Genomic DNA, 11903 nt, shown 5'->3' with positions numbered 1-11903 from the left:
ATTTATTCAATACTACAAAAGAGAACTAACTCCCAAATTGGGGTTAGTTCTCTTTTTTACAATTGTAATTATAGCTCTCAAGCCTTGGCAGCCGTAAAGTTTAAGATTTTTCGTTAATTCTTAAGAAAGTATTTAATTACTTTGATACTTTTTTGTTACACGTTTGCAATATTCTCTTGTTAAAGTAAGAGCATAAATAAACGGGGGTTAGTTTTAAAAATGAAATTACATAAAAATATTTTACTTAGTTTAGTTGCATTCTTTAGTTTATTAGCCGGTGGTTTTATGGTTGCTGACAACAGTCAAGCCGCTACCACTAGCGATAATGCTCCTACATACTCATCAATCTACAAATTAGCTAAGAAAAACCTTGGCAAGCCATACGTTTACGGTGCTACCGGCCCTTCAGCATTTGATTGCTCAGGTTTTACCAGTTACCTTTACAAAAAGGCTGCTAATGTAACTATTCCACGAACTGCTGCTGCTCAATACCAAGCTGCTAAGAAAGTTTCTTACAAGAAAATGAAGAAGGGTGACTTAGTATTCTTCGGCTACAGTGCTTACTCAATCTACCACGTTGGGATTTATGTTGGTCACGGTCAAATGATCGATGCTCAAAATAACGGTGTAGTTAAAGAAAAAGTTATTGCTCCTTGGTGGGATTACTACGGATCAGCTCGTGTTACTAATTTGAAGTAAACAATAACTTTCCTTTTGAAGTTAGCCCAAACGACATAAAAAATAAAAAACATCCAGCTGGATGTTTTTTTTATTGCTCTAAATTCAATTTTAACAATTGATGCTGAATTCCAGCTTCCATAAATACCGGACCAACTGCTCGAAATCCTAGGCGTTCATAAAATGGTAGTGCAGTTAACTGAGCCCCTAAATAAAATTGAGGTTTAGACAACGTAGCTACTACCGGTTTAAGATCAGCCATTAATTGATTTAGTAACTGTTTGGCATACCCCCGTTTTCTAGCCGCTTGAACTGTAGCCACTCGCTGTATATGAACTCCTTGATCTGTGACTGTTGCACGTGCTGTAACTACCGGAATGGCATCTACAAAGCCCACATAGTGGATGGCACCTGCATCGCTACCATCATATTCTAACGTCGGATCAATCCCCTGTTCATCAATGAAGACCGCATCTCGAATTTGATGAGCCGCAGAGATAATTTGAGGATCCGATTTACCAGATTTGATCTGTAATTTATTGGACATTAAACGCAGTCACCTCAATTTGATCATCATGGAAATGAAGCTTAGTGATACTACCGTTAGCTGGCCGCTCTGTAACGTCAAATTGCCCGTTACCAAAGCATTCCACTAAGCTCAATAAAGTGTTACCATGACTAACCAATAAGACGTTATCGCCGTCATGAATTTCTGAATTATCTTTAATTAAGGCTAATCCTTGATCTAACCGTTGCCAATACTCGGCATTGTCTTCCGCATCATGAAATGGATCTGCAGCTTTTAATAGATCCTTGGCCTTACCAATAGACTCTTGTTCCACAATTGACCGAAAAGTAGGCATTCCGTGTGGCGCCCCAGCTAAATACCAAGCTTGATCCATGTCCGTTCCTTCAAAGTAACCGTAAAATTCCTCCCGGAAAAACTTGGAAACTACGGGTGTATCCAAATCAGAAACGGTATTTTTAGCTAAAATCATATTAGCCGTATCCATTGCCCGGGTGGTATCGGAACAATAAGCAGCTGTAAATTTGATATTAGCCAGCTTATTGCCAGTATCCACAGCATTTTGAATTCCCTTGTCAGTTAATGGTGAATTACTCCACCCCTGTAATTTGTTATAAATATTGAAATAGGTTTGTCCGTGTCGGACCATATACAGTGTAAAATCTGCCATTAATCCCACTTCCCTTCTTAGATAACTATAGTATAACTAAAATCCAGTTGAATTTAGCAATATTAGGTTAAGTTTCTATTTTTTTCTACAGAAATTGTCAGCTTCTGATAAGATGGAAGCAGCTAAATTTTTAAGGAGTATATCCGTGAAATACTTAAATAATATTTTAAAACGTAGCAGTACGCGTATCGGCTTTATTGGCCTGTTGACTGCTTGTTTTTGGTTAAAAACCATGTTGGCCTATATCGTTGATTTTCGGTTAGGAATTAGCAATCCGTTTCAATTCTTAATTGTTTTAATCAATCCCTTAGCAACTACCGTTTTGCTACTAGGAATCGCCCTATACTTCAAAAAGGCGCGATATTTCTACCCAATTGCAATTATTATTGATATTGCCAATACTGTCTTACTATATTTAAATGTCATTTACTTCCGGGAATTTACCGATTTTATGACGGTTAGTACCATGACGGGATATTCCAAGGTTAATCAAGGACTCAGTGGTAGTTCTTTAGCCCTCACCAATATCCATGATGTTCTTTACTGGCTAGATTTAGTAATCATCATCTCCCTGCTACTAGCCCGCAAGATTAAAATCGATAAGCATCCCCTCAACAAACGGGTGGGACTAGCTGTTACTTCGGCTTCCATCTTATTTTTCGTCTTTAACCTTACCTTAGGCGAAATGGATCGTCCTCAATTGTTAACTAGAACTTTTGACCGAACCTACATCGTTAAATACCTGGGAATAGACGCCTTTACCGTTTATGATGGTCTCAAATCACAACATAATAACGATCTCCGCGCTACCGCTACCAAGTCAGAACTTGCTAAAGTTAAGCAGTTTACTGATAATCACTACGCTAAACCTAATTCCAAATACTACGGCATCGCCAAGGGTAAGAACGTGATCGTTTTACATCTAGAAAGTTTCCAACAGTTCCTAATTGGGCAAAAGATTAATGGGCAAGAAGTTACCCCATTCTTAAATAAGCTGTACAAGAGCCAATCTTCGTACTCATTTAAAAACTTCTTCCACCAAGTGGGACAAGGTAAAACTTCAGATGCTGAAAATATGATGGAAACTAGCACCTATGGCCTACCACAAGGTTCCCTATTTGCTCAGCTAGGCAGTGATAATACTTTCCAAGCGGCTCCTGCTATTTTGAACCAACGAGCCGGTTATTCCTCAGCCGTCTTCCATGGCAATATTGCCAGCTTCTGGAACCGAAATAATGTTTATAAGAACTTGGGGTATCAATACTTCTTTGATGCTAGTTACTATGACACCACCGGTGACCGTTCCTTAGGATATGGCTTAAAGGATAAATTATTATTCCGTGATTCGGTCCCTTATTTTGAAAACTTGCAGCAACCATTTTATGCTAAGTACATCACCGTTACTAACCACTTCCCATATGACTTAGACAAGGAAGATACCAACTTTAAAACTACAAATACTGGAGACAGTGCGGTAGATAATTACTTCTTGACGGCTCATTATTTAGATCAATCGATTCGAGAATTTTATAGCTATTTGAAGAAAACGGGAATGCTGAAAAATTCCGTGATTGTTTTATACGGTGATCACTATGGCATTTCTAATTCCGAAAACAAGAGCTTAGCTAAAGCCTTGGGGAAAGATCCAGATAAATGGAACGACTTTGACAACGCCTCAATGCAACGAGTGCCTTATATTATCAATATTCCTGGCCAAACTAACGGTCGCATTTTTGATGAATATGCTGGCGAAATCGATGCTTTACCTACGCTAATGCACCTCTTAGGGATCAGTAGCAAGCGTTATATCCAATTCGGAACTGACGTCTTCTCTAAACAACACGATCAATTAGTGGCCTTTAGGAACAAAGATTGGGTTTCACCTAAATACACCTCAATTGATGGGACGGTTTACGACAGTGCTAGTGGTAAAGAAATCGTCAATCCTTCTAAAGCTCAAACGAAACTGTTTAAAGCCAACGACGCTAAAGTTGATAACGAGCTTAACCTTTCTGATTCACTTAATGAGAAGAACCTCTTACGCTTCTATCACCCTAAAGGATTTAAAAACATTAACCCTAGTGATTTTAACTATGCCAACGGTTTAAGTAAGGAACGCAAAATCGAAAAAGAACTAGGAAATAAATCCACTAGCCTCTTCTCCGAAAATGGTAATAAATCTACGTTAAGTGATTACGTCACTAACGCTCCCGAAGTTAGCCATAAAACTACGGATTCTAACCGTATTAAGATTACTAATCCGGATGCTAACAACGAATCTACTCATTAAAAGAAGGCGAATTCCATGCCACCGCACAAGTTAAATCGTGTTTTATTAGCCTACCAGGTAATTATCGTTAACCTAGCCCTATTATCCATTGGGATGGTTTTAGCTAGTCACCAACAATTGATTAGCTTAAATCATGGGCCATGGCATAAAATTTACCTAGCTATTTGGCTGATCTTCTTGTTTGATTACGTCATTAGGTTTGTGTCTGCCACTTCCAAAAAGAAGTTTTTGATTGAAAACCTCTTTGATTTAATTGCTTTAATTCCTTCTCATCCCATCTTTGTGTTCTTTCGCTTGGGAAGAGTGGTTTCCATCATTCAGTTTTATCACCTTTTTTGGCGATTAGGTTGGTCTGGCGGTTGGAGTAAAAAGTTGCATAACTTTTTATACGATACCGGTTTTATCTACCTTTTTTCTATTAGTTTAGTGATTTTAATTTCTGCTTCCCTTCTGTTTTCACTCTTTGAACACCGCTCACTAGACCAATCACTGTGGTGGTCAGTAGTGACCGCCACTACCGTTGGTTATGGTGACGTGACGCCTAAATCAGAAGGTGGCAAGGTAGTTGCTACCGTCCTAATGTTTGGTGGAATTGGCTTTATTGGTTTGTTAACCTCCACTATCACCGACTATTTCACCAAAAACGATGAAAAAGACGAAGCGGTCAAAGCTATTGAGCAACTAACTAAACAAGTCACCCGCCTTAGCAGACAGGTGGACAAATTAGAAACTGAACTGCGAAAAACTAAACGGAACAGAACTAAGCAAAAATAAAAAACGCATAACCTATTTAATTAGGTTATGCGTTTTTTTATCGTTTAACTCAAATAATTATAAATGAATTGAAGTACTATGCATTGGTCCGCGGCCATTTGGATCCATAAATTTAAAAGCTGAATTAACCGCTAGCGGAGCTTCTCCCATCCCGGTAGCAATCAGTGCTTGCTTATCGGCAAAGGTTGCCACGTCGCCAATCGCATAAATACCAGCGACCTCGGTATTACCACCCTGATCAGCCAAAATTTGGCCTCGCTCGTTAGTTAAATGGACGTCCCAGTTATCTAAAATACTGTTTTCCGCGCTAAAGCCGTAGTTAACCACAATGTCATCCACTACTAACTCGGTCATTTCGTCATCAGTTCTCATTTTTTTGGCGGTAACCTTTACTCGCTGTTCATTCGTCAATTCCAGGTTCTTAATTAAATATGGTGTAATTAATTGAATTGAAGAAGCATGCAGACGATCTACCGCGCTTTCTAACGCTCGGAACTGATCTCTGCGATGCAGTAAATATACCTGACTAGCTACCCCGGTCAACATTAACGCTTCATCAATTGCAGCATCTCCTCCGCCCGCTACTAATACTTCGCGATTACGAAAATGCTCTAAATCCCGAACACTATAAAATAAATGACTACCTTCAAAGTCAGCACTATTATCCACAGCTAGTTTCCGAGGATTAAAGGCCCCAACACCAGTAGCCACAATCACAGTTTGACTGGTAGTTACGCCGTGATTAGTGGTAATTTTAAATTCCGTTTCGGTTTTATTGACGTTAGTAACGGTAGTGTCTAACTTCACATCCACATCCATTTCAGCTAGTTGAGCTTCTTGTTGTTCAATTAGATCTCTACCTTTAATTTGCGGATACCCACCAATATCTAAAATTGTTTTTTCCGGATAAATAGCAGTTACCTGTCCACCTAATTCGGGTAAGCTTTCAATTAATTGCACTTTGGCATTACGCAACCCAGCATAAAAAGCAGCAAAAATCCCACTGGGACCGCCACCAATAATAGTAATTTCATAATCAGCCAACTTTATGGCCTCCTCGTTTTTTCTTTTTAACAATTAACTGGCCTTGCAAGGTACGAACTTCTCGTAACCCAGCATCAATCATAACAAAAATCAAAAACCAGCCAATGACAACTACAATCAATTCTTCGGTAATGGAAGTCGCCAATCCAGTACCCGGAATATCCCAATCCCACAAAGTATGTAAGCCAATCGCGATTAATAAGAAGACAAAAAAACGGGGCTTAGTCACAAAATCCCTCAGCGTAAACGGCTTTTTTCGTACTTTCCCTAGGATAATCGCGCCCCCAATAATGGCAGCCCAAATCGTGTGGGTCCCTATAGCCTGAAAGCTTCTAGTATAAATGGTTACTAAGCCATATTCACTAACATAACCAGAACTTTCAAATACTGAGAAACCAGCTCCCACAGCAGCCCCAATTAAAACGCCGTTAAAAATATAATTTAATTTATAGGCGTTGATAAATAAAATAATCACTACCGTTTTGGCTAGCTCTTCTACCACTCCTACTAATAGGGCAGATTCAATGCTAATGTTAGTTTGAATCGGTAATAAAAGATAAAACAGCATTGTGACTAGTAATGACAGAATGCCCCCCACTAGAAATGTCTGCATTACCTGCAAAAAAGAGACATTTTGGTAAACATTGATTTCAAAAAACATCATTAATAATGAAAACGGCACTGCCAACGAGCCGATAAAAATCATTCCGGGAATCGCCTTATCGCTTCCGAATAAATATAATAGTAACATCAGCATCGTAAAACTTAATGCCAACACTAAAAATACGCGGGTAAAAAAACACGGCTTCACTGGTCGACTTGAAACCTTACGTAGCCCTGGGGTAGTAGCTTTCGTTCCAGCAATAAAAATTCGGTCTGCTTCGTCTTTAGTATGCCATTTAAAAACACTAGAAAACATTTTCGAGAGGTGAATCTCGACTTGTTCATTGGTTTCATCCACTTTTTCACCTAAACGCTTAGCGATCGTATCGTCTAAATTATCATAATTACGCCGCACCCCGGTCCAGACAAAATCTAAGAATTGAAAACCGTCATTATACCATTTACTTTTCATTGAACTCTCCTAAACTATGGTTTAATTATAGCGACTCTCGTTATAAATGCCAATCATTCACAATTACCAATTGAGAATAAAGCGCTTTTACGCTATGATAGGAATACACATAATTTCATTTACTGGAGGTTACAAAATGGCTCAAAAGAAAATGATTCTTGATTTGGATACCGGGATAGATGATGCAATGGCGATTGCTTATGCAGTTGCTAACCCAGAAGTTGATTTGATTGGAATTATCGGTTCATACGGTAATGTATATGTTGAAGACGGGGTAATTAACTCCCTTAAAATTCTGGAACTACTAGGAGCTACCGACGTCCCAGTATATACAGGCTTACAACATTCTTCAGAATCTGATCATTTCGACCGGATGCCAATCAGTGCTGAAATCCACGGTGAAAATGGAATCGGGCAAGTTGAATTACCAATGCCCGCACGCAAGCCGGAAACTGGTGATGCAATCGACTTCTTAATTGATTCCGTTAAGCAATACGGCAAAGACCTTATTTTAGTACCAACCGGTCCATTAACTAATCTTTCTGCAGCCATTGAAAAAGCTCCTGAAATTACTACCGAAATCGGCAACGTTACTATCATGGGCGGGGCCTTAACCGTTCCTGGTAACGTTACTCAAGTTACCGAAGCCAACATCAACCAAGATGCTAGCGCTGCTAATAACGTCTTCACTAGTCCCCTTCACTTAACGATGGTCGGATTAGACGTTACCTTGCGGACCCTCTTAACCCGTAAAGAAACCCAACAATGGCGTGACCTAGGGACCGCTTCTGGTAAAGCTTTCGCTGACATCGTGGATTACTACATCAAAGCTTACGAAGTAACTAGCCCAGACCTTCACGGCTGTGCCCTTCACGATCCATTTGCTGTCGGAGTAGCAATTGATCCATCATTTGTAACTACTTTGGACCTTAACATGTACGTCACTACCGATAAAGAATACTACGGCCGTACAGTTGGTGATCCTGCTCGCCTAGACGAACCAGAAACTAACGTTAAGGTAGCCGTCAACGCCGATGTTGATGCCTACTTAGCAACGTTCATGAAGTTATTGACCACCTTGTTTGAAGAACACTAAGAATAAAAAAGGACCTTGGCAAACGCCAAGGTCCTTTTTTATGTTAATGTCCCAATCAATTATTAATGTTGTTTTGCTTTAAGCAGCACCTTAACCAAAGGCTGTTTCAAGATAATGAGCCACCCCATCGTGATCATTATCAAAATCCGTCACCACATCCGCAATTTCTAGCATTTGAGGTTGCCCATTTTTCATTACGACCCCTGTGCCGGCAGCCTTAATCATGCCCATGTCATTTTCAGCATCTCCAAAGGTCATCAAATTACTAAAATCCCAACCAAAATGGTTCAATAAATGACTCAAACCGACTTGCTTATCCATGTCCATTGCCAAAAATTCAGTGATAATTGGTTGCGAACGCACAATATGATAGTGCTTGTTAGCTTCAGCAGGTAATTGAGCCAAATATTCATCCAGCAATGAAGGAGAATCACACATCACGGCTTTTGGAAATTCATCTTGGTCGCTAATGTCAGCGTAGTTTTCAGCTTCAAAATGCAAGACTCCTGGTTTAAACTGATTTTGATAATTGGAAGGCTTTAAGTCAGTCAACGAGTAGGCTTGTTCAAAATCCAGTAAGTCCAAAGGAGCATGAACCCGCTGAGCAAATTGATGCAGCCGATCGAAGTCATGCTTCTTTAGGCCCTGTTTAAACAGTTCAGCCTTATTGTCGTTTTCTACCACTAATGCTCCGTTAAAAGTGATTGTATAGTCTTCGCTACCCACTAAATCCAGTTGCTTAATAAACCGCCAAATAGCATTAATAGGCCGCCCTGTGCACAGAACTACTTTAATACCTGCACTATGTAAATTTTTTAATACTTGTTGAGTATAATCGCTAATTTTTTTGTCGCTGGTCAATAAAGTCCCATCTAAATCTAGGGCAATCATCTTAATCTCATTATTCATTACTTCTCAACTCTCCTTCAAAACTTCAAATTAAAACCACCCTTAGTATACTCCTTAAATTAGGATCTGCCATTCAAAAATAAAACCGCAAACTTAAAAGTTTGCGGTTTTACTATCTATTGGGGACCCTGATTAGCTAATTCTAGCTTCCAGTGTCTTAAGTTCGGCTTCTCGAACCTCACGAGGTAAGAAACGACGAATTTCTTCTTCGTTAAATCCAACTTCCAACCGACGGTCATCAAAAATGATAGGCCGTTTCATCAAATCAGGATATTTAACAATTAAATCAACTAATTGAGAAACTGATAAGTTATCAATATCCAAATTTAACTTCTTGAAAATGTTAGAACGTGTCGAAATAATATCTTCACTACCATTTTCAGTCAGTCGTAAAATTTGTTTTACCTCATCGGTATTCAGTGGTTTGGAATTAATATTTCTTTCCTTAAAATCAATATTGTGTTCCGTTAACCATGCTCGTGCCTTTCGACTCGATGCGCTACTTGGTGCTACATATAAGTTTAACATACAAAATCCACCCCTTATCACGAACTATGTAGTAATTAGATTTTCCCCGAGTGTAACGTTCTGTGATGTTACACTAATCCAATTGATCTACGAGATAATCGTATCATATACTATCAAATTGTCAACCACCTTTATTATTTTTTTCGAATAAAATGTGAAGAAAGTATGCGCTTATTTGTCTTTTTGAATTTTTATTTCTATAATTAAGAACAAAAGTTAGTACATAAGGAGTTTAACTAAATGGAAATATTCTACTCTGTCTCTTTATTGGTGGTAGCAGCCGTGGCCGCCAACATTATTTATACCGAATGGCCTAAAGTTCCACTGGCCTTTTACCAAATTGGTGCCGGTCTACTGCTTTCATTTCTGCCCTTATTTCATCATTACGTTTTATATCCAGAAATGTTTATGCTAATTATTATCGCACCATTACTATTTAGCGATGGCCAAGCCACCAACTTTAGAAACCTCCAACGTTCAGTTAGTCAGATCTTATCTCTTTCCGTTGGATTGGCCTTAGTCACCGCAATCGGAATCGGGTTACTAACCCACTTAATTTATCCGACTCTACCGTTGGCCTTAACATTTGCTTTGGCAGCCATCATTACACCAACTGATTCAGTAGCCCTAGGTTCCATTACCAGTGATTTAGAGATGCCAGGGGGCATTAATTCTGCCTTAGAGAATGAATCTCTTTTTAACGACGCCTCTGGTATCGTAATTTTTGACTTAGCCCTAGTGGCGTTTTCTACAGGTAATTTTTCATTAACTAACGGCCTAAAAAGTTTTGTAGTTAGTTTTATTGGCGGGTTAGTAATTGGAGGTCTACTAGGCTATTTCTTTACCGAAGTACAGAGCTGGTTTATTAAACAGTCTATGGACACTACTAGCGTCATTGTTCCCTTTAGTATTATGACTCCGTTTGCTATCTACTTAGTTGCCGAAGCCTTTGGGTGTTCGGGAATTTTAGCCGATGTGGCCGCTGGGATTGTGTTTGGTATTGCTAGAAACCGTCTGCGTTTAACTTCTACAAATGTACAAGTAGTCAGCAACGCTACGTGGAGTATTTTAGTTAACATCTTAAACGGTTTCGTGTTCGTATTATTAGGAGTCACATTACCCACTGTAATTACTAACATGACTAACTATTCTTCCACGCAAATTGGGTTGCTGGTTTTACTAGCAATTCTTCTATACATCGTGATGGTCGCTATTCGTTATGTATGGGTAATGTTGGGTGGAGGTAAAATTCGTTACCCCCACAGCCAAAATCAACATAACCGCAACCTTCGATCCCGGCCTAACAGCAAAGATTCCTTTATCATGGCGGTTAGTGGAATTCATGGAACTATTACCCTTTCAATGGCCCTTTCTATTCCCTTAACTTTAAGCGGCCACTTATTTCCGTTTAGAAATGAACTGATTTTCTTAGCAGCCTTGGTTATTTTACTAAGTCTCTTAATTCCCACAATTGTTTTACCGCGTTTATTACCAACCATTACCAAATTAGACCAAAACTCTATTGCTACTTATCGTAACCAAATGGTTGATTACAGCATCCAAAGACTTAAAAATAATACTTCAGCTAATCCTCGGGATCGAGACTACGTTATCGATACCTTAGTTAGTCAAAAAGGCCAGCAGGTGGATCGTAAGCAAGTTATGCTGTTAATGCGTCAAACCGTTCAAGTAGTTCAACAAACCCTAACCGATTTAAGTAACCAAGGAAAGATTAACAATAAAGTCGCCAACATTATTGCCCAACGAGCTTCCATGTCAACCGATCGCCGGTTTAGTAATTATCTTCGCTTCTTATTAAGACGGTTTTCTCGCAAAAGTCGCCAAAATCGTCAAAAATTTCGCGAACGCAAGCAAAATTTCTTAGAATATTCTAAGACCGAGGAAGGTAAAAAAACAATCGCTGACTTTCAAAATCAGATGAAGTTAGCCGAAGACGCCACTTTCAAAAGTGTTTCTAAGTTTTTAGCCCAAACTGAAACCAAAGAAAATTCAGGTGCCGTCGCCTTCATTCGCCGTTTTTATAACGTTCAGCATGAACGAATTAGTAACTCGGATGCAGACAATGATCGTCGAATTCAACTTTTTATTGCCGCATTACAAGATGAATATTCTTTCGTTGCCAATCAATATGCTCAAAAAAAGATTACTAAAGAACAAGCTGATCAACTCAACCAAAGTATTTCTACTGATCAATTAATTTATATGCAAAACATTAGTGGGGCTGGTGAATAGCAAGTTTATGCCTTTTTATTTCTAATTTAGTTGAAAAGTTTTACTTTACTTACCAAGTTG

General features: G+C 39.0%; 11 protein-coding genes. 5 read left to right on the top strand and 6 right to left on the bottom strand.

The features are described from left to right. Positions 1–219: 219 nt before the first annotated feature. A complete protein-coding gene (locus tag FC56_RS02040; protein WP_056977715.1) occupies positions 220–699 on the top strand; it encodes an NlpC/P60 family protein in 480 nt (159 codons plus the stop codon). 70 nt (positions 700–769) lie between these two features. On the opposite strand, the gene FC56_RS02035 is transcribed toward FC56_RS02040, so the two are convergent. Next, positions 770–1225 (bottom strand): GNAT family N-acetyltransferase, encoded by a 456-nt coding sequence (locus FC56_RS02035; protein ID WP_082620547.1) that lies wholly within the window; start codon positions 1223–1225, stop codon positions 770–772. Beyond that, on the bottom strand, positions 1215–1874 hold the full coding sequence (locus tag FC56_RS02030; RefSeq protein WP_054670777.1) for a histidine phosphatase family protein: 660 nt from the start codon (positions 1872–1874) through the stop codon (positions 1215–1217). Before FC56_RS02030 ends, FC56_RS02035 begins: the two co-directional genes overlap by 11 nt. Positions 1875–2019: 145 nt before the next feature. Here FC56_RS02030 and FC56_RS02025 point away from each other — a divergent pair, with 145 nt between their 5' ends. Together FC56_RS02025 and FC56_RS02020 are read left to right on the top strand one after the other, a co-directional pair. Next, entirely contained in the window at positions 2020–4164 is a 2145-nt protein-coding gene (locus tag FC56_RS02025; protein ID WP_056977713.1) for an LTA synthase family protein, read from the top strand. 15 nt (positions 4165–4179) lie between these two features. After that, positions 4180–4938 carry a potassium channel family protein gene (locus FC56_RS02020; protein ID WP_054670774.1) on the top strand — a complete coding sequence of 253 codons (759 nt, stop codon included), beginning with the start codon at positions 4180–4182 and terminating at the stop codon, positions 4936–4938. Between the two features lie 57 nt (positions 4939–4995). Here FC56_RS02020 and FC56_RS02015 read toward each other — a convergent pair whose 3' ends face one another. Together FC56_RS02015 and FC56_RS02010 are read right to left on the bottom strand one after the other, a co-directional pair. Beyond that, entirely contained in the window at positions 4996–5982 is a 987-nt protein-coding gene (locus tag FC56_RS02015) for an NAD(P)/FAD-dependent oxidoreductase (RefSeq protein ID WP_056977711.1), read from the bottom strand. Beyond that, positions 5975–7057, bottom strand: a complete 1083-nt coding sequence (locus FC56_RS02010) for a PrsW family intramembrane metalloprotease (RefSeq protein WP_056977709.1) — start codon at positions 7055–7057, stop codon at positions 5975–5977. Before FC56_RS02010 ends, FC56_RS02015 begins: the two co-directional genes overlap by 8 nt. Positions 7058–7193: 136 nt before the next feature. Between FC56_RS02010 and FC56_RS02005 the strand changes: the two genes are divergently transcribed. Next, on the top strand, positions 7194–8153 hold the full coding sequence (locus FC56_RS02005) for a nucleoside hydrolase (RefSeq protein ID WP_056977707.1): 960 nt from the start codon (positions 7194–7196) through the stop codon (positions 8151–8153). Positions 8154–8243: 90 nt separating this feature from the next. Here FC56_RS02005 and FC56_RS02000 read toward each other — a convergent pair whose 3' ends face one another. Together FC56_RS02000 and spx are read right to left on the bottom strand one after the other, a co-directional pair. Then, positions 8244–9062 carry a Cof-type HAD-IIB family hydrolase gene (locus FC56_RS02000; protein ID WP_225425396.1) on the bottom strand — a complete coding sequence of 273 codons (819 nt, stop codon included), beginning with the start codon at positions 9060–9062 and terminating at the stop codon, positions 8244–8246. 132 nt (positions 9063–9194) lie between these two features. Continuing rightward, positions 9195–9590 carry a transcriptional regulator Spx gene (gene spx, locus FC56_RS01995; protein ID WP_054670769.1) on the bottom strand — a complete coding sequence of 132 codons (396 nt, stop codon included), beginning with the start codon at positions 9588–9590 and terminating at the stop codon, positions 9195–9197. A 240-nt stretch (positions 9591–9830) separates the two neighbouring features. Between spx and FC56_RS01990 the strand changes: the two genes are divergently transcribed. Beyond that, positions 9831–11843, top strand: a complete 2013-nt coding sequence (locus FC56_RS01990) for a cation:proton antiporter (RefSeq protein WP_082620546.1) — start codon at positions 9831–9833, stop codon at positions 11841–11843. Positions 11844–11903: the final 60 nt, after the last annotated feature.

The sequence above is a fragment of the Lentilactobacillus senioris DSM 24302 = JCM 17472 genome, assembly GCF_001436555.1.
GTDB lineage: Bacteria > Bacillota > Bacilli > Lactobacillales > Lactobacillaceae > Lentilactobacillus > Lentilactobacillus senioris.
This window is presented reverse-complemented; position numbering and strand designations above follow the sequence as displayed.

Excerpts from the sequence above, each read along its gene's own strand:
- FC56_RS02005 (WP_056977707.1), top strand. The coding sequence starts at position 7,194 with ATGGCTCAAAAGAAAATGATTCTTGATTTGGATACCGGGATAGATGAT.
- FC56_RS02000 (WP_225425396.1), bottom strand. The coding sequence starts at position 9,062 with ATGAATAATGAGATTAAGATGATTGCCCTAGATTTAGATGGGACTTTA.
- FC56_RS02020 (WP_054670774.1), top strand. The coding sequence starts at position 4,180 with ATGCCACCGCACAAGTTAAATCGTGTTTTATTAGCCTACCAGGTAATT.
- FC56_RS02030 (WP_054670777.1), bottom strand. The coding sequence starts at position 1,874 with ATGGCAGATTTTACACTGTATATGGTCCGACACGGACAAACCTATTTC.
- FC56_RS01990 (WP_082620546.1), top strand. The coding sequence starts at position 9,831 with ATGGAAATATTCTACTCTGTCTCTTTATTGGTGGTAGCAGCCGTGGCC.
- FC56_RS02040 (WP_056977715.1), top strand. The coding sequence starts at position 220 with ATGAAATTACATAAAAATATTTTACTTAGTTTAGTTGCATTCTTTAGT.
- FC56_RS02035 (WP_082620547.1), bottom strand. The coding sequence starts at position 1,225 with ATGTCCAATAAATTACAGATCAAATCTGGTAAATCGGATCCTCAAATT.
- FC56_RS02010 (WP_056977709.1), bottom strand. The coding sequence starts at position 7,057 with ATGAAAAGTAAATGGTATAATGACGGTTTTCAATTCTTAGATTTTGTC.
- spx (WP_054670769.1), bottom strand. The coding sequence starts at position 9,590 with ATGTTAAACTTATATGTAGCACCAAGTAGCGCATCGAGTCGAAAGGCA.